General features: G+C 60.7%; 21 protein-coding genes and 1 tRNA gene. 12 read left to right on the top strand and 10 right to left on the bottom strand.

What is annotated here, in order from left to right:
* Nucleotides 1-8 precede the first annotated feature (8 nt).
* The 3 genes from HQL44_08070 to HQL44_08060 form a co-directional block, all read right to left on the bottom strand.
* Nucleotides 9-908: a LysR family transcriptional regulator gene (locus tag HQL44_08070; GenBank protein ID MBF0268533.1), complete on the bottom strand. Its 900-nt coding sequence runs from the start codon at nucleotides 906-908 to the stop codon at nucleotides 9-11.
* Nucleotides 909-916: 8 nt separating this feature from the next.
* Nucleotides 917-1,864 carry a thioredoxin-disulfide reductase gene (gene trxB, locus HQL44_08065; protein ID MBF0268532.1) on the bottom strand — a complete coding sequence of 316 codons (948 nt, stop codon included), beginning with the start codon at nucleotides 1,862-1,864 and terminating at the stop codon, nucleotides 917-919.
* A gap of 131 nt (nucleotides 1,865-1,995) precedes the next feature.
* The gene (locus tag HQL44_08060; GenBank protein ID MBF0268531.1) at nucleotides 1,996-2,619 is read right to left on the bottom strand and encodes a peroxiredoxin; all 624 of its coding nucleotides are present in this window, start codon (nucleotides 2,617-2,619) and stop codon (nucleotides 1,996-1,998) included.
* A 240-nt stretch (nucleotides 2,620-2,859) separates the two neighbouring features.
* Here HQL44_08060 and HQL44_08055 point away from each other — a divergent pair, with 240 nt between their 5' ends.
* Nucleotides 2,860-3,378 (top strand): Lrp/AsnC family transcriptional regulator, encoded by a 519-nt coding sequence (locus tag HQL44_08055; GenBank protein MBF0268530.1) that lies wholly within the window; start codon nucleotides 2,860-2,862, stop codon nucleotides 3,376-3,378.
* On the top strand, nucleotides 3,375-4,493 hold the full coding sequence (locus HQL44_08050) for a glycosyltransferase family 9 protein (protein MBF0268529.1): 1,119 nt from the start codon (nucleotides 3,375-3,377) through the stop codon (nucleotides 4,491-4,493). The genes HQL44_08055 and HQL44_08050 overlap by 4 nt, the downstream gene beginning before the upstream one ends.
* Here HQL44_08050 and greA read toward each other — a convergent pair.
* Both greA and carB read right to left on the bottom strand, forming a co-directional pair.
* Nucleotides 4,490-4,963, bottom strand: coding sequence for a transcription elongation factor GreA (gene greA / locus HQL44_08045; GenBank protein MBF0268528.1), 474 nt, complete (start codon nucleotides 4,961-4,963; stop codon nucleotides 4,490-4,492). The genes HQL44_08050 and greA overlap by 4 nt on opposite strands.
* Nucleotides 4,964-5,052: 89 nt before the next feature.
* Nucleotides 5,053-8,292 carry a carbamoyl-phosphate synthase large subunit gene (gene carB / locus HQL44_08040; protein MBF0268527.1) on the bottom strand — a complete coding sequence of 1,080 codons (3,240 nt, stop codon included), beginning with the start codon at nucleotides 8,290-8,292 and terminating at the stop codon, nucleotides 5,053-5,055.
* Between the two features lie 379 nt (nucleotides 8,293-8,671).
* On the opposite strand from carB, the gene HQL44_08035 reads away from it, so the two are divergent.
* Nucleotides 8,672-9,667, top strand: coding sequence for a hypothetical protein (locus HQL44_08035; GenBank protein MBF0268526.1), 996 nt, complete (start codon nucleotides 8,672-8,674; stop codon nucleotides 9,665-9,667).
* Nucleotides 9,668-9,676: 9 nt separating this feature from the next.
* Nucleotides 9,677-13,135 (top strand): EAL domain-containing protein, encoded by a 3,459-nt coding sequence (locus HQL44_08030; protein ID MBF0268525.1) that lies wholly within the window; start codon nucleotides 9,677-9,679, stop codon nucleotides 13,133-13,135.
* Between the two features lie 56 nt (nucleotides 13,136-13,191).
* On the opposite strand, the gene HQL44_08025 is transcribed toward HQL44_08030, so the two are convergent.
* Together HQL44_08025 and HQL44_08020 are read right to left on the bottom strand one after the other, a co-directional pair.
* Nucleotides 13,192-13,674: a DNA starvation/stationary phase protection protein gene (locus tag HQL44_08025; GenBank protein MBF0268524.1), complete on the bottom strand. Its 483-nt coding sequence runs from the start codon at nucleotides 13,672-13,674 to the stop codon at nucleotides 13,192-13,194.
* Nucleotides 13,675-14,344: 670 nt separating this feature from the next.
* Entirely contained in the window at nucleotides 14,345-14,578 is a 234-nt protein-coding gene (locus HQL44_08020; GenBank protein MBF0268523.1) for a hypothetical protein, read from the bottom strand.
* A 425-nt stretch (nucleotides 14,579-15,003) separates the two neighbouring features.
* On the opposite strand from HQL44_08020, the gene HQL44_08015 reads away from it, so the two are divergent.
* Both HQL44_08015 and HQL44_08010 read left to right on the top strand, forming a co-directional pair.
* Nucleotides 15,004-15,228, top strand: a complete 225-nt coding sequence (locus HQL44_08015; GenBank protein ID MBF0268522.1) for a hypothetical protein — start codon at nucleotides 15,004-15,006, stop codon at nucleotides 15,226-15,228.
* A gap of 55 nt (nucleotides 15,229-15,283) precedes the next feature.
* On the top strand, nucleotides 15,284-15,466 hold the full coding sequence (locus HQL44_08010; GenBank protein MBF0268521.1) for a CsbD family protein: 183 nt from the start codon (nucleotides 15,284-15,286) through the stop codon (nucleotides 15,464-15,466).
* Between the two features lie 62 nt (nucleotides 15,467-15,528).
* Here HQL44_08010 and HQL44_08005 read toward each other — a convergent pair.
* A tRNA-Ala gene (locus tag HQL44_08005) sits at nucleotides 15,529-15,604 on the bottom strand.
* A 134-nt stretch (nucleotides 15,605-15,738) separates the two neighbouring features.
* Nucleotides 15,739-16,110, bottom strand: a complete 372-nt coding sequence (locus tag HQL44_08000) for a TIGR02300 family protein (protein ID MBF0268520.1) — start codon at nucleotides 16,108-16,110, stop codon at nucleotides 15,739-15,741.
* 129 nt (nucleotides 16,111-16,239) lie between these two features.
* Between HQL44_08000 and aroA the strand changes: the two genes are divergently transcribed.
* The 5 genes from aroA to HQL44_07975 all read left to right on the top strand — a co-directional run bounded on the left by aroA (nucleotide 16,240) and on the right by HQL44_07975 (nucleotide 21,618).
* Complete coding sequence (gene aroA / locus HQL44_07995; protein MBF0268519.1) at nucleotides 16,240-17,619, top strand: 3-phosphoshikimate 1-carboxyvinyltransferase; 1,380 nt, start codon at nucleotides 16,240-16,242, stop codon at nucleotides 17,617-17,619.
* Between the two features lie 2 nt (nucleotides 17,620-17,621).
* On the top strand, nucleotides 17,622-18,248 hold the full coding sequence (locus HQL44_07990; protein MBF0268518.1) for a (d)CMP kinase: 627 nt from the start codon (nucleotides 17,622-17,624) through the stop codon (nucleotides 18,246-18,248).
* Nucleotides 18,249-18,335: 87 nt separating this feature from the next.
* Nucleotides 18,336-20,015 (top strand): 30S ribosomal protein S1, encoded by a 1,680-nt coding sequence (gene rpsA, locus HQL44_07985; GenBank protein ID MBF0268517.1) that lies wholly within the window; start codon nucleotides 18,336-18,338, stop codon nucleotides 20,013-20,015.
* A 188-nt stretch (nucleotides 20,016-20,203) separates the two neighbouring features.
* Nucleotides 20,204-21,028, top strand: coding sequence for a thermonuclease family protein (locus HQL44_07980; protein MBF0268516.1), 825 nt, complete (start codon nucleotides 20,204-20,206; stop codon nucleotides 21,026-21,028).
* On the top strand, nucleotides 21,025-21,618 hold the full coding sequence (locus tag HQL44_07975) for a hypothetical protein (protein MBF0268515.1): 594 nt from the start codon (nucleotides 21,025-21,027) through the stop codon (nucleotides 21,616-21,618). Before HQL44_07980 ends, HQL44_07975 begins: the two co-directional genes overlap by 4 nt.
* 3 nt (nucleotides 21,619-21,621) lie before the next feature.
* Here HQL44_07975 and HQL44_07970 read toward each other — a convergent pair whose 3' ends face one another.
* Nucleotides 21,622-23,067 carry a TrkH family potassium uptake protein gene (locus tag HQL44_07970; GenBank protein ID MBF0268514.1) on the bottom strand — a complete coding sequence of 482 codons (1,446 nt, stop codon included), beginning with the start codon at nucleotides 23,065-23,067 and terminating at the stop codon, nucleotides 21,622-21,624.
* A 150-nt stretch (nucleotides 23,068-23,217) separates the two neighbouring features.
* Between HQL44_07970 and HQL44_07965 the strand changes: the two genes are divergently transcribed.
* The gene (locus tag HQL44_07965; GenBank protein MBF0268513.1) at nucleotides 23,218-25,218 is read left to right on the top strand and encodes a penicillin-binding protein 1A; all 2,001 of its coding nucleotides are present in this window, start codon (nucleotides 23,218-23,220) and stop codon (nucleotides 25,216-25,218) included.

Raw genomic sequence — 25,218 nt, 5'->3', positions numbered from 1 at the left:
TTATGGCATCAGCCCTTCCCGTGTCCCTGTTCGGTGATCTTGCGCAGCAGGAAATCGCGAAAGACCGAGATGCGCTTTGAATTGCGCAACTCCTCGGGATAGACGAAATAGGCTTCGATCGGCGGGCCTTCCAACTCGGGCAAGACCTCGACCAGATTGTTGGCTTCCTGCGACATGTAATCAGGCAACGCCGCCAGACCCACGCCCGACAGCACCGCCTTGAAGATGCCGTAGATGTTATTGACCGTCAAAGCCGCCCGCCTGGGTTTTTCCGGGTTGGCGCCCGCTTCCAAAAGCCAGTTCACGTCGGCAATCGGCAAAGTCCCCACTTCGCCGTAAACCACGATGCGGTGCTTGTCCAACTCGGCCGGGCTGCGCGGCATGCCGTACTTCTTCAGGTAGTCGGGTGCGGCATACACTTTATGGCGCATGGTCATCAGATGGCGCTGCACCAGATCATGCTGGCGGGGCGGCTGCATGCGGATCGCCACATCGGCCTGGCGCATCGACAAGTCCAACTCGCCGTCGTCCAGCACCATCGACACCGTGATGTCGGGATAAAGATCCAGGAATTCGCGGATGCGCGGCGTCAGCCACAATGTGCCGAAAGCGACGGTGGTGGTGATCTTCAAGGGGCCTTGCGGATGGTCCTTGCCCTCGGCCAGTTGGGCCTCGGTCATCGCCAACTTGGCGAAGACCTCGCGCGCCGTGCGAAACAGCAACTCGCCAGGTTCGGTCAGGATCAAGCCGCGCGCATGGCGGTGGAAAAGCGTAACGCCCAGGCTTTCTTCCAACGCGCTGATCTGACGGCTGACGGCGGACTGGCTCAAATTCAAGGTCTCTCCCGCATGGGTGAAGCTGCCAGCTTCCGCCACCGCGTGAAAGACCCGAAGTTTGTCCCAGTCCATGTTGGACATCAGTGGCCGCCGTTCAAGATCATGAAGCGCTCGGCCTCGATGGCGGCCATGCATCCGGTTCCGGCGGCCGTCACCGCCTGACGATAGATCTTGTCTTGCACATCGCCTGCCGCGAAAACGCCGGGGACATTGGTGGCGACGCTGCCAGGCTGGGTGATGAGATATCCCTCGCCGTCCATGTCCAGCACGCCCTTGAACAATTCGGTGTTAGGCGAATGGCCGATGGCGACGAACAAGCCATCCGCCTTCAAAAGGCTGGTCTCGTTGGTCTTCACATTCTTGAGCTTAAGGCCGGTCATCGACGGCGGATTGGCGTCGCCCACCACTTCCTCGACCACCGTGTCCCAGATCACGCTGATCTTCGGGTTGGCGAACATGCGGTCTTGCATGATCTTCTCGGCGCGAAGCGAATCCCTGCGATGGATCAGCGTCACCTTCGATGCATGATTGGTAAGGTAGATCGCCTCTTCCACCGCCGTATTGCCGCCGCCCACGATGGCAACTTCCTTGCCGCGAAAGAAAAAACCGTCGCAGGTGGCGCAGGCGGAAACGCCGTAGCCCTGGAAGGCCTTCTCGGTGGGAATGCCCAGCCACTTGGCCGAGGCGCCGGTGCAAATCACCAGCGTGTCGCTTGTGAAGACATCGCCCGAATCCGCTGTGACGGTAAAGGGGCGTTTGGACAAGTCCACTTTCATGGCCAGATCGTAAACGATCTCGGCTCCCACATTTTCGGCCTGCTGCTGCATCTGCTCCATCAGCCAAGGACCGCCCACCGGCTCGGCGAAGCCGGGAAAGTTCTCGATATCGGTGGTGATGGTCAACTGCCCGCCCGGTTGCAGACCGGCCAGCAGGATCGGCTTCATATTCGCCCGGGCGGCATAGATCGCCGTCGTCAGGCCAGCAGGCCCCGAACCCAGAATTAGAATTCTCGTATGTTTGGTGGCCATCCGCCGAACCCCTTGTTTTTCGTTTGCTTGTCTTAGAATAGAAAGCCCAGGCCCATCAGGCAAGGCATGCTGAACGCAAAACGGGCCGGAGCAACGCCCCGGCCCGTCTTTTCATCTCTGAACGGGCAGGTTTACAGATCCTTGGCGTGCTTGGCCAGGTAGTCGGCAACGCCCTTGGGATCGGCCTTCATGCCTGGCTTGCCCTTCTGCCAGCCTGCCGGGCAGACTTCGCCATGCTGCTCAGTGAATTGCAGCGCATCGACCAAACGCAGCGCTTCATCGACATTGCGGCCCAGCGGCAGATTGTTCACATGCTGCGACTGCACAACGCCGTTCTTATCGATCAGGAAGGTACCACGCAGCGCCATGCCGCCCGGCAACTGCACGCCGTAGCTTTTGCAGATCGACTGGTTGATGTCGGCCACCATGGGGAACTGAACCTGGCCAAGACCGCCCTTCTCGACCGGCGTATTCTTCCAGGCCAGATGCGTGAAGTGCGAATCGATCGACACGCCGATCAGCTTGGTGTTGCGCTCCTCGAAGGCCTTGACGCGGTGGTCATGCGCCAGAATTTCCGAAGGGCAGACGAAGGTGAAGTCGAGCGGCCAAAAGAAAACCAAGCCGTAGCTGCCAGCCAGATAAGCCTTCAGATTGAAGGAAGGATTGATTTCATTGCTGGGCATCACGGCCGGAGCGGTGAAATCGGGGGCGGGCTTGCCGACAAGGACGCCAACGGAATTGCAGCATTCGGACATACGGGAAGTCTCCATCAAGGAATTGGGGAGGAAAGACTCTGGCACTTTAGGCAAGAGCGCTTGGAAAAACAAGCCTTTCATTTGGTTCTAATAAATACTCTAGCCAATTGATATTTATGTATTCATCATAAATAGCCAGCGCATGATTCTTTCGTTGCATGTGCGAAGGGGCTTGGCGGATAGGAATTGGCGTTATAATATAATTTCACAAACAAGGGGATTGGCGTTCCAAGGATTTCCATGCAGCGGGTTAAACTGGACCGGATTGACCGGCGTATCCTGCACGATTTGCAGGAAGATGGCCGAATGACGAATGTCGAACTGGCGAAGCGGGCTGGCATTTCCGCCCCGCCATGTTTGCGTCGCGTCAGGGCGTTGGAAGAGGCTGGCTATATTCGGGGCTATCACGCCGAAGTCGACCCCCAGGCCTTGGGTTATCACGTCACCGTCTTCTCGCATGTCGGCTTGTCGAGCCAGGCCGACCATGACCTGAAGTCCTTCGAAGCGCTGGTCGCCAGTTGGCCGGAGGTGCGCGAATGCCACATGTTGGCCGGTGAAACGGACTTTCTTCTGAAGGTTGTCGCCAGCGATTGGGATGCCTATCAGAAGTTCCTGACCACCCAATTGACCGCCGCGCCCAATGTCAGCCACGTCAAATCGGCCTTGGCGATTCGCAATTCCAAGATGGAGCCGGGCGTTCCGGTCGACCTGAACGCCGACGACGACGGCGAGACGGAACACAACACCCACGTCGCATGATCACCCTGCGCCGTTTAAGGGCGCTGACCGATCCCCTCGCCGTCAAGGCAGGCGCCGCCCGCGTCAGTGACAAGAAACCCAGCGGCCTGTTGCTGATCGAGGCGGGCGGCCTGGGCGACGTGCTGTTGCTGGCCTGCGCAATCGACGCCTTTCGCACCCTTGCTGCCCCTGGCGAAACCATCCGTCTTCTTCTGCGCAAGGAATCGGCAAAAACCGCCTTTGCCATGCCGCCCGGCATCCAAGTTGAGATCGTCGATTTCTATCGGCTGATGAAGGACTGGCGGTACCGTTTCGCCACCCTGGCCCAAGTGCGGTCCTGGAATGTCGGAAGCGTGGTTTCGCTGGATTGGCGCAGACACCCCTGGATGGATGACGCGCTGTTGGCGGCGGCGGCGCATGGCGCGGATTTTTCCGCCGCCTTCGAACCCAAACCCTGGCCGAAATTCGGCGACAAACTGCAAACCAACGCCAAGCGCCTGACCAAGCTGGTCGCCGCCCCAAGGCCAGCCAGCATGATCGAACGCTGGCTGCATCTGGCCCAGGCGTTGACCGGCCAACCGCCCGAGGCGCCAAGGCTTCGGCTGCATGAAAGCCATCTGTCGGCCCCGCCCGAGGCGCTGGCCCGGCCAACCATCCTTTTCTCGCCCTTCGCTTCCAGCCGCGACCGCCAGCCCTTGCCGGATTTCTGGGAAGCCTTGGCGCGGGAATTTTCCGACTTCGATCTGAAGCTGCTGGCGGGTCCGGGCGACATCGAGCGCAATCCGGATTTCAAGGAGATGGCGGAACGCCTGGGCGTGATCGAACGGCCCTTCCGGGAATTGTTGCCCTTGTTCAAGGCCGCCAAATTGGTCATCGCTACCGACAGCGCCACCATGCATCTGGCGTCCTTGTCGGGCGTTCCCACCCTGTCGCTATCGGCGGCGGCCTATGTCGGCGAAGTGCTGCCGCACGCGCCCGCCTACGCGCCCGACAATCTTCGGGTAATGGTGTCCGACATGCCCTGCCAAGGCTGCATCGGCGACTGCCAATTGCCGTTCCGGGGCGAGCGTTACGAATGCGTGGCCCGGCTTGAGGCCAAGGATGCGGTCAAGCTGGCCAGGGAGATGCTGGGTTAGCCGTATTTCACATTCACGATTTCGTACGACTTCATGCCCGACGGCGTTTTCACTTCCACCGTGTCGCCCAGCTTCTTGGCGATCAGGGCGCGGGCCAGGGGCGAGTGAACGGAAATCAAGCCCTTCGAAATGTCGGATTCATGAGCGCCCACGATGCGGTAGGTGGGTTCGTCGTCGGAATCCTCGTCGGCCAAGGTGACTGAAGCGCCAAAGCGCACGACGTCACCCGAAAACTGCTTGGGATCGATGACCTGGGCGCGGCTGCAAATATCCTCAAGCTCGGCAATGCGCCCTTCGATGAAGCTCTGACGCTCGCGCGCTGCGTGATATTCGGCGTTCTCCGAAAGATCGCCATGCTCGCGCGCCTCGGCGATGGCGCGGATAACCGCCGGCCGTTCAGCGGAGCGCAAGTTCCGCAGCTCTTCCTCAAGGCGGGAAAGCCCCTCGGGCGTCATTGGTATCTTTTCCATGCCGGCTCCCCTGCCGTTGCAAGAAAGGAAAAACAAAACAACCCCACCCCTCTGCTCGCAGCAGAGGGGCAGCCTGTTCAGGCGATATCTTAGGACGCCTTGAAGTAGGCCTGCAAGGGGGCGACGTCGAGTTTTCCCTTAATCATGGCCTCGATGGCCTCGGCGGCTGCCCTGGCCCCGGCCATGGTCGTGTAATGAGCTATGTTGTTAATCAAGGCGGTACGGCGTATTCCGAAGCTGTCGGCCAGGGCCTGAGCACCCTCGGTGGTATTGATCACCAACTGCACTTGGCCCGACAGCATGGCGTCGACGCAATGCGGCCTGCCTTCCAGCACCTTGTTGACCACCCCCACCTCAAGCCCCTTGGAGGCCAGAAAGGCCGCCGTGCCGGTGGTGGCGATCAGCTTGAATCCCATGTCGGACAGGCTTTTGCCGATTTCGGCGGCGGCCCGCTTGTCGCTTTCGCGCACCGAAATGAAGACCGTGCCCTGACAGGGCAGATTGGTGCCCGCCGCGATCTGCGACTTGGCGAAGGCGACCGGGAAACTGTAATCCAGCCCCATCACTTCGCCGGTCGATTTCATCTCGGGTCCCAGCACGATGTCGACATTGGCGAAACGGGCGAAGGGGAAAACGGCTTCCTTCACCGCCACATGCGACAGGGTTTTCTCGGCCAAATGGAACGAAGCCAAAGTCTCGCCCGCCATCACGCGGCTGGCGATCTTGGCCACCGGCACGCCCGTCGCCTTGGCGACGAAGGGCACGGTGCGGCTGGCCCGGGGATTGACCTCCAGGATATAGACCGTTCCATCCTTGACCGCGAATTGCACATTCATCAGGCCCTTGACCTCAAGGCCCAGGGCTAGGGCGCGCGCCTGTTTCTTCAACTCGTCGATGACGGCGCCGTTCAGCGAATAGGGTGGCAACGAGCAAGCGGAATCGCCCGAATGGATGCCCGCCTCCTCGATATGTTCCATGATGCCTGCGATATACACGTCCTTGCCGTCGCAGATGGCGTCAAGATCGACCTCGATGGCGTCTTGCAGATAGGAATCGACCAGCACCGGATTGTCGCCTGACACCTTCACAGCATCGCGCATGTACATGGCCAGTTCCTCGTCGTCATGGACGATGCGCATGGCGCGCCCGCCCAGCACATAGGAGGGGCGGATCACCACCGGATAGCCGATGCGGTGCGCGGCGTTCAGCGCTTCCTCGTGCGAGGTGGCGGTGCCATTGGCGGGTTGCAACAGTTTCAGGCGCTCCAGCAATTCCTGGAAACGCTTGCGGTCCTCGGCCAGATCGATGGCGTCGGGCGAGGTGCCCAGAATGGGAATGCCGGCGTTTTCCAGCGCCTGCGACAATTTCAAGGGCGTCTGGCCGCCCAATTGCACGATCACGCCCAGAAGCGTTCCCTTCCTCTGTTCGACCCTGGCGATCTCGATCACGTCTTCGGCGGTCAAGGGTTCGAAATACAGACGGTCGGACGTGTCGTAATCGGTCGAAACGGTTTCCGGATTACAGTTGACCATGATGGTCTCGAACCCGGCTTCTTCCAGCGCATAGGCGGCGTGAACGCAGCAATAATCGAATTCGATGCCCTGGCCGATGCGGTTGGGGCCGCCGCCCAGAATCATCACCTTTTTCTTGTCGCTGGGCAGGGCCTCGCATTCGGCGGGACCGATGCCGTCGCCCTCATAGGTCGAATACATATAGGCGGTGGATGACGCGAACTCGGCGGCGCAGGTGTCGATGCGCTTATAGACCGGATGCACGTTCAAGACCTCGCGGCGGAAAGCCACTTCGGTCAAGGTCTTTCCGGACAGTTTCGAAAGGCGCGCATCCGAGAATCCCATCGCCTTCAAGCGCAGCAATTCGCGGGCGTCGCCGGGCAGGCCCTTGACCTTGATCGCTTCCTCGGCCTTCACGATGGCCTCGATCTGGCGCAGGAACCAGGGATCGTAGGCGCTGGCCGCCTGGATTTCCTCGACCGACAGGCCCAGGCGGAAGGCCTGGGCGATGACCAACAGGCGGTCGGGACGGAACTTTGACAATTGCGCCTTCACGGCATCCTTGCCGGTGCCGCCTTCGATCTCGATATCGTCAAGGCCCGACAGCCCGGTCTCCATCGAGCGCAGGCCCTTTTGCAGGGACTCGGCAAAGCAGCGCCCCACGCTCATCGCCTCGCCCACCGACTTCATCGAGGTCGACAGCAGCGCCTCGGCGCCGGGGAATTTCTCGAAGGTGAAGCGCGGAATCTTGGTGACCACGTAATCGATGGTCGGCTCGAACGACGCGGGGGTGACGCCCGTAATGTCGTTGGCCAGTTCGTCCAGCGTATAGCCGACGGCCAGCTTGGCGGCCACCTTGGCGATGGGAAAGCCGGTGGCCTTCGAGGCCAGGGCCGAGGAGCGCGAGACGCGGGGATTCATCTCGATCACCACCATGCGCCCATTCTTGGGATTGACGGCGAACTGCACGTTGGAGCCGCCTGTATCCACCCCGATCTCGCGCAAGGTGGCGATCGAGGCGTCGCGCATGATCTGATATTCCTTGTCGGTCAAGGTCAGCGCCGGGGCCACGGTGATCGAATCGCCGGTATGCACGCCCATGGGATCGATATTCTCGATCGAGCAGATGATGATGCAGTTGTCGGCGTTGTCGCGCACCACCTCCATCTCGAATTCTTTCCAGCCCAGCACCGATTCCTCGATCAGCACTTCATGCACCGGCGAAGCGGCCAGGCCGCCCGCCACGATGCGCTCGAATTCTTCGGTATTGTAGGCGATGCCGCCGCCGGTTCCGGCCAGCGTGAAACTGGGGCGGATGATGGCGGGTAGGCCGACCAGCTTCAAGGCTTCGCGGGCTTCGGACAACGTCTTCACGACTTGGCTGATCGGGCTTTCCAGGCCGATCTTGGTCATGGCTTCGCGAAACAGCAGGCGGTCCTCGGCCTTGGCGATCACGTCTCGCTTGGCGCCGATCATTTCCACGCCCAGCCGCTCCAACACGCCGTCATCGGCCAGCGCCATGGCGGTGTTCAGCGCCGTCTGCCCGCCCATGGTGGGCAAAAGCGCGTCGGGCCTTTCCTTTTCGATGATGCGCGCCACCATTTCGGGCGTGATCGGTTCGATATAGGTGGCGTCGGCCAATTCGGGGTCGGTCATGATGGTGGCCGGATTCGAATTGACCAGGATGACCCGGTAACCCTCTTCCTTCAGCGCCTTACAGGCCTGGGCCCCCGAATAATCGAATTCGCAGGCCTGTCCGATCACGATGGGACCGGCTCCGATGATCATGATGGAGCGGATGTCTGTGCGCTTGGGCATGGGCAGGCCTTATGTCTGGGCGTCTTTCGGGCGCCCTTAGATACCACGCCAGCCAGCCATGGCAAGTCCCGCCATGACAATTCCGTCATGAAGCGCCCCAGAGGGCTTGAAACCAAGCATTCCAGATATGACCTGTTAAGGAAGTCAGATGCGTGTTTTCACACAGTTTAATCGCTTTATAATTTAATCCCATGATTCTCAACATTTTTTCGTTTTTCCTGACCCGAAATTTCGTCTACCGTCCCGTTTGGTCCTTAGCAGGACATAGATTTGTGCAACCGGGCAGTGCCGACTCGGGTTTGGAAAGGCATGGACAGCGTGAAAGATCAGGGAGGCTGAAATGCCAGCTTTTTCACAGAGCTCGCAAAATGTGTCCCCATTGGCCCGGCGCCGCTTCCTGATGGCGGCAGGCGGATTGGCCCTGGGAAGCGCCTTGATGCGCCCCTACCCAGCCGCATCGCAGGCCAAAAGCCTGGGCGGCCAGCCTTTCAGCCCGCCCGACGCCCTGACCCCGATGCCGCCTAGCTGGATGGAACGCCCCATCGCGCGCCCGCAAGGCGTCGATCTGATGCTGGCCCTCGATCAACAGATTTTCCCTGCCCTGGTGCCCTTCGCCATGAAATGGGGACAAGAAAAAGGGCTGAAACTGGCGGCCCAAGAAGGCACTTGCGGCCTGGCCAGCGCGGCGCTTGGCGAGAAAAGCGCTGACATCACCGGCATGTGCTGCCCGCCTGGCGTCGTCGATCGGCTGCCGGGCGTCAGCTATCACACCATCGGCATCAGCCCGGTGGCCATCATCGTCCATCCGTCCAACCCGCTGAACGACATTAGCTGGGAGCAGGCCCGCGCCTTATTTACAGGGGCGGTCCAAAGCTGGTCCGACCTTCCGATGAGCGGCATCGCCACCAAGCACGAGGTGCGCGCCATCACCCGGCTGCATTGCAAGCCGAGGCCCGGCCATTGGAAACTGCTGATCGGCAATCCCGACGATTTCGCCCGCCAGGCGCTGGATGTGACCGCCGTCAAGGACATGATTATCGAAGTGTCGCAGACAAAGGACGCGGTCGGCTGGGAAACGCTGTATCACATCGCCGACAACGCCCAGCGCGGACAGGTGAAAATCTTGAAACTGAACGGCATCCACCCATCCGACATGCGAGCGACGGCCGAAGGGCGTTACCCCTTCTACCGCGTCATGGGAATCACAAGCTGGACGGCTGGGCCTGCGGTCAACCCCAAGGCGCAAGACCTAGCCGCCACGCTGGTTGCCAGCGCGCCCGCCATCGATCCCTATTACGGAATCCTTTCCGCCCAAGAGCTGCGCAAGAAAGGCTGGAAGTTCAAAAATGACGAGTTGGTCGGCGAGATAGGATAAGCGGAACTTATGGGGGACTTGCTCAAGAAACTGAGCCGCCTGTCCGTGGTAGCGAAAATGGGGCTTTTGGGCCTTGTGGCTCTTACGCCCATTTGGCTGATTCTGGACTTCGCCCAAAGTGCCAGGACGCGCGAATTGGTCGAGCGCGAGTTCGCGGCACGGCTTGAAGTGCAGGCCCATGAAGACCGCCTGCGCTTCGACGTTTCGCTGCGCTCTCACCATGTTCTGGCGCAAACCATTGCCGCCAGCGGCTATGCCCGCGAACATATCCTGGACAAGCATGTCCGCCCTTACAAGGCCGGCGCCCATCCGCCCGTGGACCTCTCTGCCGGGATCAAGATCAAAACGCCGTCCTGGTTTCCCAAAAAAAGCGTCCTGCGCTCGTTCCCGCCTGTCGATTTCGCCCTGGTGCTCGACCCGGCGGGCTTGGTCCTGGACGGCTACGCCACAAGCTCCAAACCATTGCCCGACGCGCTTGCCCTGATCAATCTGCGCCAGATCGCCGTGGCCATCGAGGATGCGCAGCTTCGCATGTTCGACGGCTTTCCCTATCTCTTTTCGGCCAGCCCCATCATGGGCGACGATGGACAGACGGCCGCCTATGTCATGTTGGTTTCCCAGGTCGATGACGGCTTTTTACTCAGCGGCCAGGGCTTGTTTCGAGACAAGAACCACATCCTGATTCTGGCCGGGGGAAATCCGGCAAGGATATTGGCCAGCACCGAGCCGGAAATCTTGCCGTCAGGTTCCCTTGTCGATCGCTTGGAAGACCGCTTTCTGGTCACCGGCGAGGAGTTCTTCGATTACGGCGCTTCCGAGATCAGGGCCAACTTCACCACCCTGATCCCCAAGGAGCGCATGAATCTGCTTGTCCAGCCGATTCTTTCGCAAGAGCGCCTGCAACGCGCCTCGCTGGCGCTGACCTTGTCGCTGCTGTTTGCCGCTACACTGACCTATTTGATCTGGCGCCTGAACCGCGTTTCCGAACGGGTCAGCCAGTTTTCACGCCAGGCTTTCGGGGCAGCGCTTGAGAAAGAGCAGCAGGAAGACGAGTTGAAAGGATTAGAGACCCAGATCGAGCGCATGACCGACGAGGTGATGAAAGCGCGCTCGCGCCTGGAGCGCGAGGCCGAGGAAAAGCTCAAGCATATGGCCTTTCGCATGCAGGCCGAGACAGAGGTGGAGCGATTGCGCGTCCTGCACGACGTGACCGGCCATCTGGGCGTGGGCATCATCCGACTGGACGAGGCTGGCGTCGTGCCCGAAAACGCCACCATGCAAGACATGGTCAAAAGATTCGGGGAAATCGAGAAGTTCGTGGGCGATGCCGACGACGAAGGCGACATCACGCTGGAAGACGAAACCGGCGGATTGCACATTTTCGAGCGGCTGAAGCTGCGCGGACAAGGCCTGGCAAGTTTGGTGTTGGTCAAGGACGTGACGATGCTGCGCCGCGCCCAGGAAGAGCAGAAATCGATGGCGTTGTTCCCGACGCAAAATCCCTTCCCGGTTCTGCGCGTGCATGAGAACGGCATCGTCATGCAGGCCAACGACGCCAGCTTGCCGTTTCTCGCCATGCTGGGCGCCCGGCAGGGCGACAAGCTGCCAGCCCCCTGGGACGCCAGGGTTCGCGAGGTCATGGCGGATCGGCAGATCCATACCCATGAATGCCAGGTGGACGGCCACTGCCTATCCCTGAACTTGGTGCCGATCCCCAACACCGATTACGTCAACATCTACGGCACTGACATCACCGAGTTGCACAAGGCCCAGCGCGAACTGAAGCTGGCGGCCAGCGTCTATGAATCGACACATGACGGCGTTGTGGTGACCGACGCGCATGGCGTAATCTTGTCGGTCAACGCCGCCTTTAGCGAAATCACCGGCTATCCCCCTGAAGAGGCGATCGGACAAACGCCGCGCATCTTGAAGTCTGACCATCACGACGAAGCCTTCTACACCGACATGTGGAAGACGTTGCAAGCCGACGGGCGCTGGCAAGACGAGGTGTGGAACCGCAAGAAGTCGGGCGAACTGTTCATCGTCTGGCAGACCATCACGGCGGTGCGCGACGAGAATGGCCGGGTGATGCGCTTCGTCGCCGTGTTCAGCGACGTGACGGAGGCGCGCAAGAAGGACGAGCGCATCAAGCATCAGGCCTATCACGACGCGCTGACCGGCTTGCCCAACCGCTTGCTATTGCAGGATCGTCTGGCGCATGCGCTGGATCTGGCGCGTCGCGACGTCATGCGCGTCGCCGTGATGTTTCTGGATCTCGACCGCTTCAAGGTGATCAATGACAGTTTGGGGCACGATATTGGCGACCTGCTTTTGCAGGGCGTTTCCGAGCGCCTTCTTTTGTGCGTGCGCAAAAGCGACACGGTGGCCCGCCTGGGCGGCGACGAGTTCGTGATCATTCTGACCGATTTCGGATCGACCGCCGAACTGGCCCATCTGGCCGAACGCATCGTTTCCCTGGTGACCGAAAGATTCGAGCTGGGCGGGCAATCCCTGCATGCCGGAACCAGCATCGGCATCGCCGTCTTCCCCCAGGACGGCGTCGACGCCACCGAACTGTTGAAGAACGCCGACACAGCCATGTATCAGGCCAAGGCGGGCGGGCGAAACACCTACCGCTTCTTCGACACCAGCATGAACAGCCGCGCCACCGAACGTCTTGAAATGGAATCCGGCCTGCGCCAAGCCCTGGAAATGGGCGAATTCGAGTTGTTCTATCAGCCGAAGGTGCGGCTATCCAGCACAGAGCCGTCAGGGGTCGAGGCCTTGATCCGCTGGAACCATCCGGCGCATGGCCTGGTCTCGCCCGGCGAATTCATTCCGTTGGCCGAGGAAACCGGACTGATCCTGCCGATCGGCGCCTGGGTCTTGGAAACCGCTTGCCGACAGGTCAAGCAGTGGCTGGACAAGGACCTTCCCGTCGATCATGTCTCGGTCAATCTGTCCTGCCGTCAGTTCCAGGACCTCAAGCTGCTGGAGCGCATCAAGGACATTCTGACCCGCACCGGCCTTGATCCCGCAAGGCTCGAGCTTGAAATCACCGAATCCACCGTCATGTCCAACGCCGCCCAGGCCGCGCAGGTCTTGCAGGAACTGAAGGATATGGGCGTGCGGCTGGCCGTCGACGATTTCGGCACCGGCTATTCAAGCCTGAGCTATCTGAAGCGCCTGCCCATCGACGTGTTGAAGATCGACCGCGGCTTCATCACCGACCTTGGCAGCAACAGTGAGGACTTGGCCATCGTCGAGGCCATCGTGAATTTAGGACAAACGCTGGAACTGACGACCGTCGCCGAGGGCGTGGAGTCGCAGGTCGAAGCCGATCTGTTGTGCAAGCTGGGTTGCGACATGGCCCAGGGTTACCTGTACTCGAAACCGCTGAGCGCCGAGCGCGCCGGACAATGGCTGCGCATGTCGGAAGAACGCATGCCCGCCCCCGCGGGAACGTGAAGCGTCAACGAAATGGGGGGCTTTTCAGCCCCCCCACCTTCATCATGTTGCAAGTCTCAGTCCAGCAGGCTGCGCAGCATCCAGGCCGTCTTTTCGTGAACCTGCATGCGCTGGGTCAACAGATCGCAGGTCGGCTCGTCGCCCGCATCGTCGGCCAGAGGGAAAACCTCGCGGGCTGTGCGCACCACCGTCTCATGGTCTTTGACCAACTGGCGCACCATCTCCATCGCCTTGGGCACGCCATGCGCTTCCTTCAGCACCGTCAGCTTTCCAAATTCGGCGTAGCTGCCGGGAGCGGGCAGATCAAGCGCACGGATGCGCTCGGCCACCAGATCGACGGCCAGGGCCAATTCAGTGTACTGCGCCTCGAACATCAGATGCAGCGTGTTGAACATCGGCCCCGTAACGTTCCAATGGAAATTGTGCGTCTTCAGATACAGCGTGTAGCTGTCGGCCAAAAGCCGCGACAATCCCTGACCGATCGCCTTGCGCTTCTTTTCCGGGATGCCGATGTCGATGACGGGAAGGGATTTTGCCATTGGTTTTCTCCTCTCGCGGATAGTTGAATTGCCAGTGAAGGGTAGCCCTCTCATTGGCATAGTTCAAATTGATTATTCACATGCCATTAATCGACGCAGTCACTCAAAATCGGGACGCTGCTCACTCGCCAGAGACCGCCAAAGGGCAACCCACATTTGCCTCTTCGCAATAAGTTTAATGCCGATCATCTAGCGGGCGGGGGAAAACCACCCATCTTTGCACATTGCGCTGGGCAGATACTGTCAACTTCAGCACTAATGCGCTGATATTACACGATTATTAAGCCATGCGCATTATGCATGGCAGAGCTGTGGAATTCTGCATGGTTAGGAATGCTTCTCCTCGTTATATAGGAAACCACGAATATTGCGGCGCAACAGATGCAGCGCAATGTCCACGAGTTTCGAGTGTGACGCTCGAAAGGGGTTCGTTGGAACCCTACGTCTCCCAGACGTGAAGCCTCCCTGTATTGACTTAGCCCCTGGTGCAAACCAGGGGCTTTCTTTTGGCGTTGGCTTTAATGCTTGACCGTGTGGCTTTTCATCGCCTTTTTCGCCGGATTCGATGACGACCGCTCGTCGAAGATCGACATCGGCGCCTCGACTTTCTTCGCAGCCATTTTCGGCTTCTTCGGCTCGCGCCCGCTTCGCTTCTGACCCTTGGCCATGACTATCCTCCTGAGGTGACTTGCGAGCGACGAAAAGCCGTCGCGCCGCCATTGTCGTTGAAAACCGCGTCGCGAAAACCCTGGTTCCAACGCTCCTGCTCGGTCGGCGACTGATGCGGATTTAGCTTCCGGACCAGATCGGCGACTTCTTTGATGTCTTCCAGGGCGAATTTCCTGCCCTCATTCCAACCGCTCGCATAAATTCTGCTCAATTGAAATGGCGTGGCTTCTTCCATGAGGCTCTCCAATGCGACTTGTACTCTCGATTCACCCGGATCGCGCCGAAGCGTGAAGAATGCACGAAATGAATGTCGGCCTTCACCCCAACCTGCCAAACAGGCCAATCATCATGGAGCGGCGATGGCCGTAACTGATTATAGCAGATTTCTTTGGAAATTGGGCCTTGTCGGCGATTGCGGGATATACGCAAGCGATTGCGGCAAATCGTCGAGACCTTGGCGCATGCGGCTTGGGTATATTCCGGCCCGCTTCACGACAGGCGCGTGCTGCTAGGATGATCATGAGAGAAATGCCGTCTGAAGAACCGTGACGCTCGAAATTCCGCAGGTCGGAATTTATGAGAGCTATCTTTAGGGTTCACTCCAGAATCGAAGCCGGATGTCGGTTTCGATTTCAGACGATCCGCTCTAGGAGAAAAACAATGAGTAAGCTGATGGCTGCCGGACTGGTCCTGGCCGTTCTTGGCGTGCTGGGTCTCGCCATTCCCTATTTCACCACAAGCGAAACCACGGAAGTGGCCAAGCTGGGTGATCTGAAGATCGAGACCACGGAAAGCACGTCGCATTCCATACCGCCTGCCGCCGCCGTGGGCGTGCTGATTCTGGGCGTCGTCTTGCTGGGCGGCGGCTTTTACAGGAGAGCGTGACGCGACGCGCACCCGATCTTCTTCAATCTCAGCAACTATCTCAAAGGAATTGAAAATGGACAAAGATCGCATCGCCGGTTCCGCCAAACAGGCCAAAGGCTCCATCAAGATCGCCGTCGGCAACGCCCTTGGCGACAGCAAGATGGTTGCCGACGGAAAGGATGAAAAGGCCATGGGCAAGGTCCAGAACGCCGTCGGCGGCGTTAAGGATGCCGTCAGGGACGTGCTGGCAAAATAAAGCCAATAGGCTCGATCCTAAAACATAAGAAAGCCCGGTCATTTCTGACCGGGCTTTCTATTTGGTGGAGCCAATCGGAATCGAACCGACGACCTCTTGAATGCCATTCAAGCGCTCTCCCAACTGAGCTATGGCCCCGATGTCGCCACCCGAAATTCCTAAATGTAGGAGAATCGCGGGGGACTTGAATCGTGGGGGTGGAACATAGAAACTTCCCCCCCCCTGCGCAAGAAGTTTTTTGGGGCGCTGGGAGGCCCCAAAAACCAAGCCTTTTAGGGTTCGGCGTCGCCTTCTTCGTCGATATGCTCCATGACCTCGGCCATATCGTCGTCGTCCTCGCCCAGGTCCGAGGCGTCTTCCAGGATTTCGTCGCCCTCTTCCTCGACCTCGTCGCCTTCAAGGACCACGCCCACGACATCCTCGGCCTCGATGGGAACCGCGGCCAGCTTGGCCTTGGCGTTCTTGGCTTTTTCCTTTTCGGCGGCGGCTGCTGCGGCGGCGGCCTTCCTGCTGCCGCGCAAAGCCTGCGCCGGATCGAACTTGGTTTCGCATTTGGGGCATACACAAGGCATGTGCTGCATATCGTAGAACTTGCAGCCGCAGCTTGGGCAGATGCGTTTCGTTCCCCATTCAGGCTTGGCCACGCTTGCTCCTCCGTCGAGTCCGGTCTTCAAATGGCGCCGCCCCGGCAGGGCGATCCGCAAGGGCCATTTGCCACGTTAAGCGCGGTGTGTCAAAAGCATTATCACCAAACCAACAAAGCCAAGCCGGAAATGACCCCAACCACCCCCCTGCCCCTGTCTTCATCCGCCTCCCCCCGCCTTCAGGGAACCGCCCGCGTTCCCGGGGATAAATCCGTTTCGCACCGGGCCTTGATGCTGGGCGCCCTGGCCGTGGGCGAGACGACCGTCGAAGGCCTGCTGGAGGGCGACGACGTCCTGGCCACGGCTGCGGCCATGCGGGCCATGGGGGCCAAGGCCGAGCGCGGGCAGGACGGAGTCTGGCGCCTTTGGGGCCGCGGCGTGGGCGGCCTGACCGAGCCGGAAACCCTGCTCGACATGGGCAATGCGGGAACCGGCATGCGCCTGGTGATGGGTTTGGTGGCCAGCCACCCCTTTACCGCCTTCTTTACCGGCGACGCCAGCTTGTGCCGACGCCCGATGCGCCGGGTGGCCGAACCCCTGGAGCGCATGGGGGCGCGCGTGCTGTCCCGTTCGGGCGGACGCCCGCCGCTGGCGGTGGCAGGCACCGACGCCCCGCTACCCATCGTCTATGAACTGCCCGTGGCCTCCGCCCAGGTGAAATCGGCGGTTTTGCTGGCAGGGCTGAACACGCCCGGCACCACCACGGTCATCGAACCCGAACCCACCCGCGACCATTCCGAGCGCATGCTGCGCCATTTCGGCGCCAAGGTCGATGTCGGCCCCGCCCCCGGGGGCGGACGCGCCATCACCCTGCACGGATTCCCCGAACTGACCGGTCGCCATATCCTGGTGCCCGCCGATCCTTCATCGGCCGCCTTTCCCGCCGTGGCCGCCCTGATCGTGCCCGAATCGGAAATTACCTTGCCCAATGTCGGCACCAATCCTTTGCGTTTCGGCCTTTACGAAACCTTGCGGGAAATGGGGGCGGACATCCAATTGACCAATGCCAGGGAATTGTCGGGCGAGCCGGTGGCCGATCTGGTCGTCCGGTCCTGCCGCCTGAAGGGCGTGACCGTCCCGCCCGAGCGCGCCCCTTCGATGATCGACGAATATCCCATCCTGGCCGTGGCCGCCGCCTTCGCCGAAGGCACCACGCGCATGCTGGGCCTGAAGGAATTGAAGGTGAAGGAAAGCGACCGCCTGACCGCCATGGCGAACGGCTTGGCCAAGGCGGGGGTGGCGATCGAGGTGGAAGGCGACGACCTGATCGTGCATGGATTGGGCGCCCCTCAGGGCGGCGCTTTGATCGAAGCCAATCTGGATCACCGCATCGCCATGAGTTTCCTGGTGCTGGGCCTAGCCTCGCGCCAACCCATGCGAATCGACGATGGACGGGCCATCGCCACCAGCTTTCCCGGTTTCGTGGAACTGATGAATGGGCTTGGCGCGAAGATTGAACAAAGCGGCCCGCAAGCAAGTTCGGGATTGGCGAAAAGGGACAGTGAGTGACCATGACCTTCATCATCGCCATCGACGGCCCGGCGGCTGCGGGCAAGGGAACCTTGGCCCGGCGGCTGGCGGCCCATCTGAATCTGGCTTATTTGGACACCGGGCTGATTTATCGCGCCGTCGGCATGAAGGCAAAACGGGAAGGATTGGACCCCGTCAAGGCTGCCCAGATGTTGACGCCGGACGACCTGAAAGCCCCAGATTTACGCACCGAGGAAGGCGGCCAAGCGGCTTCGAAAGTCGCCAGCATCCCCAATGTTCGGTCAGAATTGCTTGAATTCCAACGAAAATTCGCAACCCACCCCCCTCTGCCCGCCAAGGGGGCCGTCTTGGATGGCCGCGACATCGGCACGGTGGTCTGCCCGGGGGCCAATGTTAAGATTTTCGTCACGGCTTCACCCGAGGCCCGAGCCGAGCGAAGGCATAAAGAGTTGCTAGAACGCGGGGAATCCTCTATATACGCGCGCGTTCTAGAAGAAATGCGCGAGCGCGACGAAAGGGACAGTTCCCGCTCCGTCGCCCCGCTGGTGCCAGCGCCCGACGCTGTGGTTCTCGATACCACCAAGCTCGATGCAGATGCAGCCTTCAGGGCAGCGCTCGACACCATTTCAGAAAGAACGCGCGGCTGAAAATCGTTTCATCCGCGAACATGACCAAGACCGCCGGAGACAACCGGTTGGCCTGGATAGCGACGTTTGAAAGGACTACCCCGTAATATGATGACCGAGAATTTCGCTGACCTCCTGAATGAAGCCTTTGGCACCGGCGGCTTTGAAGGCCAAGTGCTGAAGGGCACCGTCGTCTCCGTCGATGGCGACTGGGCGATGATCGATGTGGGCCTCAAAAGCGAAGGCCGCATCGCCACCAAGGAATTCGCAGCCCCCGGCCGCTCGCCCGAAGTAAAGATCGGCGACGTGATCGACGTTTTCGTCGAGCGCTATGAAGATCGCGACGGCCAGGTGATGCTGTCTCGCGAAAAGGCCAAGCGCGAAGAGGCTTGGACCGTTCTGGAGAAGGCCTTTACGGCGGCTCAGCGCGTCAACGGCACCATTTTCGGGCGCGTCAAGGGCGGCTTCACCGTCGATCTGTCGGGCGCCGTGGCCTTCTTGCCGGGCAGCCAGGTCGATATCCGCCCCGTGCGCGACATCGGGCCTCTGATGGGCAACCCCCAGCCCTTCCAAATTCTGAAGATGGACCGCTCACGCGGCAATATCGTGGTTTCGCGCCGCGCCGTGCTGGAAGAGACCCGCGCCGAGCAGCGTTCGGAACTGATCGAAAGCCTGAAGGAAGGCCAGATCCTGGATGGCGTGGTCAAGAACATCACCGACTACGGCGCGTTCGTCGATCTGGGCGGCGTGGACGGTTTGTTGCACGTCACCGACATCGCCTGGAAGCGCATCAACCATCCGTCGGAAGCCTTGCATATCGGCCAGAGCGTCAAGGTGCAGGTCATTCGCTTCAACTCGGAAACCCAGCGCATCTCGCTTGGCATGAAGCAGTTGGAAGCCGATCCGTGGGAAGGCGTTGACGCCAAGTATCCGGTCGGCGCCAAGTACACGGGCCGCGTCACCAACATCACCGACTACGGCGCGTTCGTCGAACTGGAACCCGGCGTCGAAGGTCTGGTCCACGTTTCCGAAATGAGCTGGACCAAGAAGAACGTCCATCCGGGCAAGATCGTTTCCACCTCGCAGGAAGTGGAAGTCATGGTGCTGGACGTCGATCCGGCCAAGCGCCGCATTTCGCTGGGCCTGAAGCAGACCATGGAAAATCCGTGGGGCGGCTTCCTGGACAAGTGCCCGGTGGGCTGCGAAGTCGAAGGCGAGGTCAAGAACATCACCGAATTCGGTCTGTTCGTGGGCCTGACCGGCGACATCGACGGCATGGTGCATCTGTCCGACCTGGATTGGGAAAAGCCCGGCGAGCAGGCCCTGCAGGGCTTCAAGAAGGGCGACCACGTCAAGTGCAAGGTGCTGGACGTCGACGTCGAGAAGGAGCGCATCAGCTTGGGCATCAAGCAGCTGACCAGCGATCCGTTCGCTGGCGCCGCTTCCAGCTTCAAGAAGGGCGACGTGGTCACCGGCACCGTTACGCAGGTGCAGGAAAACGGCGTCGAGGTGCAGATCACCGAGGGCGTTACGGGCTTCATCCGCAAGGCGGAACTGGCTCGCGACCGCGCCGATCAAAGGCCCGAGCGTTACGCCATCGGCGAAAAGATCGACGCCAAGATCACCGCCATCGAGAAGTCGAGCCGCAAGTTCACGCTGTCCGTCAAGGCCCGCGAGATCGAGGAAGAGAAGCAGGCCATGGCCGATTACGGCTCGGCCGACTCGGGCGCCTCGCTCGGCGACATCCTGGGCGCCGCCATGCGCGAAAAGCAGTCGAAGGAAGGTTGATTGTAACTTTTCTTTCAAAGTCTGATGACGGAAAGGCGCTCCCTAGCGGAGCGCCTTTTTCGTTGGTAGTCGTTATTCGTTTGCCCTCAGGCGCCGGGCGGGATGCTCCGCATCCCTAGGCTCCCGCCGGGATGGAACCCGGCGCGCGTGCCTTGCACGCGAGTAGTTTTCGTTGATAGTTTCTGAGGATGCGTTTTCTACTCTTGGCCTTTCTGCTTTTGCCCCTGCCAGCCCTGGCTCTGCCATTGCCGGAAGGATTTGCCCTGGGCGAGACGATCGCCGCGCAAGAAGCGATCGACGGCGACACTATTCGCCTGTCCAACGGCAAGGAATTGCGCCTGATGGGGCTTTTGGCCCCCAAGGACGACGAGCCGTTGGCGGATACGGCCAGAAAGGCGCTGGACAAGCTGGTGCGCGGCAAGAAATTGATCCTGGCCGCCGAAGCGCCGCCAGACCGCTATGGGCGCAGGCGCGCCCAGGCCGCCTTGCTGGGCAGCGACACTTGGCTGCAAGCCGAATTGCTGTTGCGCGGCCTTGCCCGCGTCGCCACCCAGTCCGATGCAGCAATGGGCGCTGAAACGCTGCTTGCGCTGGAAAGTCAGGCCCGCGAGCAACGCCAGGGGCTGTGGGCCGACAAGCGCTACCACCTGCGCCCCGCCGATGGTTTCGTTCCCGCCGGTCGGTTTGAAATCGTCGAAGGCAGGATTTTGGCCACCGGACGGGGTACGGGCAAAACTTACCTTAATTTCGGCCCCGACTGGAAAACCGACTTTACCCTGACCCTGAATGGCGAGGCAGGCAAACGGTTGCGCCAAGCCAAGATCACGCCCAAGAAGTTGGAGGGCCAGAAGGTGCGGGTGCGCGGCTTCGTCATTCTGACCAACGGCCCGATGATCGAACTTAGCCATCCCGAACAACTGGAACTGCTCGACGCGCCGCCCGAAAAAGGCCATAAATCAGCCTCAGCATCGCAGCCAACGACATCACCGCCCAGCGAAGAGGAAGACCCATGATCACGCGCCGCGCTCTTTTGGCCCTGGCCGCCATCTCCCTGCCCCTGGCTCTTGCGGCCTGCGAAACCACGCCGCCGCCCAAAAGCCAACCCAGCATGAGCTTTGCCCATCTGGGTCAGTTCCGCCTCGCCGTGTCGCAGGTGGATGTCGTCAGCAGCTACAAGGCGCCGCTGGCCGCCCCCAATGTCGAGCATCTGATGAACTTCTCGCCCGAAGCCGCCGCCCGCATCTGGGCCAAAGACCGGCTGGTGGCGGTGGGTGGTCCCTTGCGGGCCGAATTTCGCATCCTGGACGCCCCGGTCACCGAAACCGATTTGAAGACCGACAAGGGCTTTACGGGCATGTTCAAGACGGAACAGTCGGCGCGCTACAATTCCCAGTTGGCGGTCGAACTGACCATCCGCGACGCGCGGGGCATGATTTTGTCTTCGGCCGAGGCCAAGGCGACAAGGGTGCAGAGCGTGCCGGAAGACGTCACCCTCAACCAGAAAGACCAAGTCTGGTACGAAATGGTCGAAGCCATGATGAAGGAACTTGACGCCCGCTTGAGCGAAAATATCCGCGGCTATATGGCGGCCTATATTCGATAGGCCTCAGCGCCGCCAGAAGTTGGGCGTCAACAAGATCAGCAGGGTGAAGATTTCAAGGCGTCCCAGCAGCATGGCCAGCGACAGCAGCCAGATGGCGGCGTCGTTCAGCGGCTCGAAGGTGCAGCATGGCCCAACCGTGTTGCCAAGCCCTGGGCCGATATTGCCAATGCTGGCCACCACGCCGGTCAGGGCAGACAGGAAATCGAGGCCGGTCAGACTGACCGCCAGGGCCAGAAAGGCCGTGCTGAGGAAATAGACGACCACGAACATGATGACCGACAGCACGACATCGTTGGAATAGGTCGACTGATCGTATTTCAAGGTGAAAACGCGGTTGGGCTGATACATCAGCGCCAACTGCGTGCGCACGTAGCGAGTCAGCACCTGCCAGCGGAAGATCTTGACCGAACCGGTCGTCGATCCCGTGCAGCCGCCGACAAAGGCCGCCAGCAGAAAAACCATCATGGCGAAATCGCCCCACAGGCTGAAATCCTGCGTCACGAAACCGGTGGTCGTAATGACCGAAATGACGTTGAAGGACGCCAAGCGCAGCGCGTCGAAAAAACCGTCGCCCCGGACGATCCAAAGCCAAAGGGTCAGGACGAGCGCGAAGATTGCGACCACGCCCAGGAAAGTCAGCACTTGGCTTCCCTTGGCCGCCGCCTGCCAGCCTTCCTTGGCCACCCGGACGTAATAGGTCAAAGGCAACGCGCCCGAAAGCATGAAGAAGACGATGATCCATTCGAACAAGGGATTGGCGAAGTAACCGACCGAAGCGTCCTTGGTTGAGAAACCGCCTGTGGAGATGGCGGACAAGGCATGGCAGATGGCGTCAAAGGCCGACATGCCCGCCGCCCAAAGCGCAACGAAACACAAAACGACGAGAGCCAGATAGACAAGGATGATTCCCATCGCCATCTGCGCCGCCTTGGGCATGAATTTTTCCGACTTGTCGGACGATTCCATGCGGAAGAACTGCATGCCGCCGACGCGCAGGCTGGGCAGCACCGCCACCGCCATCACGATGATTCCGACGCCGCCGATGCCATGCAAGATGGCCCGCCACAGCAGAATGCCCGGGGGCGCGTTGTCCAGACCCACGATCACCGTCGCCCCGGTGGTGGTCAGGCCCGACATCGCCTCGAAATAGGCGTCGGTATAGCTCATGCTCATATGCGAGAAGACGAAAGGCAAAGCGCCAAAAGCCGACAGCACCACCCAAGACAGCGACGTCAGAACGAAGCCGTGGCGCAAGGTGAAATGATTGACCGACCCCCGGCTTCCCACCACGAACAGCAGGCCGGTGAAGAAGGTGACCAGACCCGAAATGCCGAAGACCTTCCAATCCTCGTGGTGCGCCACAAGGTCGGCCAGCGCCGGAAAGAACATGAACAAGGCCAGCGTTGACACCAACAGGCCAAGCACCAGAAAAATCGGACGCAGTTCCATTAGGTTTCCAAAATGCCGTGGGAACGCGAGACTATCCCCTACCCGCCCCGGCTTGTCCAGGGGCGCTCCAAGGCCTGACGATATATTAACGTCTTTGGCTGTTATCCGCCATTTACAAGCCCAAACCACCCTGCCATTCTGCGCCGCACTATGACCTCCCGCCCCCTGACCGCTTCCAAGGACGACCGCCCCAGCGTGGAAAGCGGTCGCGCGCGAGCGCGCAAGAAGCCTCGCCATCCGCGCAACCGGAAGGGCGGATGGGGCCGCTGGCTGCTGGTCCTGTTCAAGCTGGGACTGCTGGGCGCGTTCCTGCTGGCCGGACTCGTCGTCTGGTATGCCCAGGATCTGCCCGACATCGAATCCCTGAATGCCGCCACGAGACGACCGGCAGTCACCTTGCTGGCGGCTGACGGCGAAACCATCGCCGCCATCGGCGACGTCTACGGCGAAACGTTGGACTTGGACGACCTGCCCAAAAGCCTGCCCGCCGCCGTTCTGGCTACCGAGGACAGGCGCTTCTACAGCCATTTCGGCATCGATCCCATCGGGTTGGCCCGAGCTGTGGTGCGCAATCTGATGATGGGCGGCGTGCGCCAGGGCGGCAGCACCATTACCCAGCAGTTGGCCAAGGTGCTGTTCCTAACCCCTGAACGCACCTTGAAGCGCAAGGTGCAGGAAGCCATCCTGGCCTTCAAACTGGAAAACAGGTTCAGCAAGCGCGAGATTCTGACCATCTATCTGAACCGCGTCTATCTGGGATCGGGCACCTATGGCGTCGATGCCGCGGCAAGGCGCTATTTCGGGAAATCGGCCCGCAAGCTGAGCCTTTACGAATCGGCGCTGATCGCAGGTCTGTTGAAGGCTCCGTCGCGCTACAGCCCGGCCAACGATCCCGAAAAGGCCCGCTCGCGCACCGCCCAAGTGCTGGAGAACATGGTCAATGCTGAAGCGATCACGCCAGACGAAGCCGCAAAGGCCAAGCGCGAGGAAGTGGCCGCCACCTCTCGCGTGCGTCCCAGCTATGGGCGCTATTTCGTCGATTGGATTTTGGCCCAAGTGGCCGCCATGCCCGGCACCGAAGGCAAGGACCTGACCGTCACCACCACGCTGGACCGCGTGGCGCAGATGAAGGCCGAGGCGCGGGTGAAGGCCATGCTCGACGGCCAGGGCGACAAGCTGAACGCCACGCAGGGAGCCGCCGTCGTGCTGGCGACCGACGGCGCCATCAAGGCCTATATCGGCGGGCGCGACTATGACGAAAGCCAGTTCGACCGCGCCTATCAGGCCAAGCGCCAGCCCGGGTCTAGCTTCAAGACCTTCGTCTATCTGGCCGCCCTGGAAGCAGGCATGACGCCCGACGACACAGTCGAGGACGCGCCCATCCAGATGGGCGATTGGAGCCCCGACAATTACACCGGCAAATTCCTGGGAACCGTCACCTTGAAGACGGCGCTGGCCCAATCGCTGAACACCGCCGCCGTGCGGTTGGCCGAGGAAGTGGGGCTAAAAAGCGTCATCGCCACCGCAAGAAGGTTGGGCATCCTGTCGGAATTGCGCCCCGACGCCACCCTGGCCTTGGGATCCAGCGAAACCAGTCCCCTTGAGCTGGCGGGCGCTTACGCCGCCCTGGCTAATGGCGGTCTCTATACCCAACCCTTCGGCATCGTCGAAGTGGCCGAAACCCACGGCCCGGTTCTTTGGCGTTTCGAACCCATGGAACCAAGGCGCGTCATCAGCCCGCAGGCACTTTCCGGCATGCATGAGATGCTGGCAGAGGTGATCGCCAGCGGCACCGGCAAGGCGGCGGCGCTGGCGGGCGGCAGGCCAGTCGCAGGCAAGACCGGCACCAGCCAGAATTACCGTGACGCTTGGTTCGCAGGCTTTACCGCCGACCGCGTCGCCGTGGTCTGGATCGGCAATGACGACGCCAAGCCGATGAAGAAGGTGACGGGCAGCAGCCTGCCCGCCAAATTGTGGCGCGAGGTGATGGAAGCCGCCCATGCGGGCCTGCCCGTCAGGCCGCTGGCCGATTCGTGGCACGCGCAAACACCCATCTTCGAAGCCCCAGAACTGCCGGATATCTCGCGAGCCGTCGATGATGCGGGCGGCATGTTGAAGAAGCTGTTGAAAGGCATCGGCATCGGCGAATAG

This window comes from Alphaproteobacteria bacterium (assembly GCA_015231795.1).
Lineage (GTDB): Bacteria > Pseudomonadota > Alphaproteobacteria > Rhodospirillales > WMHbin7 > WMHbin7.
Note: the sequence above shows the minus strand (reverse complement) of the source record. Positions and strands in the feature narration are given on the sequence as shown.

Coding starts and splice junctions, on each gene's coding strand:
- HQL44_08070 (MBF0268533.1), bottom strand. CDS start 908: ATGGACTGGGACAAACTTCGGGTCTTTCACGCGGTGGCGGAAGCTGGC.
- trxB (MBF0268532.1), bottom strand. CDS start 1,864: ATGGCCACCAAACATACGAGAATTCTAATTCTGGGTTCGGGGCCTGCT.
- HQL44_08060 (MBF0268531.1), bottom strand. CDS start 2,619: ATGTCCGAATGCTGCAATTCCGTTGGCGTCCTTGTCGGCAAGCCCGCC.
- HQL44_08055 (MBF0268530.1), top strand. CDS start 2,860: ATGCAGCGGGTTAAACTGGACCGGATTGACCGGCGTATCCTGCACGAT.
- HQL44_08050 (MBF0268529.1), top strand. CDS start 3,375: ATGATCACCCTGCGCCGTTTAAGGGCGCTGACCGATCCCCTCGCCGTC.
- greA (MBF0268528.1), bottom strand. CDS start 4,963: ATGGAAAAGATACCAATGACGCCCGAGGGGCTTTCCCGCCTTGAGGAA.
- carB (MBF0268527.1), bottom strand. CDS start 8,292: ATGCCCAAGCGCACAGACATCCGCTCCATCATGATCATCGGAGCCGGT.
- HQL44_08030 (MBF0268525.1), top strand. CDS start 9,677: ATGGGGGACTTGCTCAAGAAACTGAGCCGCCTGTCCGTGGTAGCGAAA.
- HQL44_08025 (MBF0268524.1), bottom strand. CDS start 13,674: ATGGCAAAATCCCTTCCCGTCATCGACATCGGCATCCCGGAAAAGAAG.
- HQL44_08020 (MBF0268523.1), bottom strand. CDS start 14,578: ATGGAAGAAGCCACGCCATTTCAATTGAGCAGAATTTATGCGAGCGGT.
- HQL44_08015 (MBF0268522.1), top strand. CDS start 15,004: ATGAGTAAGCTGATGGCTGCCGGACTGGTCCTGGCCGTTCTTGGCGTG.
- HQL44_08010 (MBF0268521.1), top strand. CDS start 15,284: ATGGACAAAGATCGCATCGCCGGTTCCGCCAAACAGGCCAAAGGCTCC.
- aroA (MBF0268519.1), top strand. CDS start 16,240: ATGACCCCAACCACCCCCCTGCCCCTGTCTTCATCCGCCTCCCCCCGC.
- HQL44_07990 (MBF0268518.1), top strand. CDS start 17,622: ATGACCTTCATCATCGCCATCGACGGCCCGGCGGCTGCGGGCAAGGGA.
- rpsA (MBF0268517.1), top strand. CDS start 18,336: ATGATGACCGAGAATTTCGCTGACCTCCTGAATGAAGCCTTTGGCACC.
- HQL44_07980 (MBF0268516.1), top strand. CDS start 20,204: ATGCGTTTTCTACTCTTGGCCTTTCTGCTTTTGCCCCTGCCAGCCCTG.
- HQL44_07975 (MBF0268515.1), top strand. CDS start 21,025: ATGATCACGCGCCGCGCTCTTTTGGCCCTGGCCGCCATCTCCCTGCCC.
- HQL44_07970 (MBF0268514.1), bottom strand. CDS start 23,067: ATGGAACTGCGTCCGATTTTTCTGGTGCTTGGCCTGTTGGTGTCAACG.
- HQL44_07965 (MBF0268513.1), top strand. CDS start 23,218: ATGACCTCCCGCCCCCTGACCGCTTCCAAGGACGACCGCCCCAGCGTG.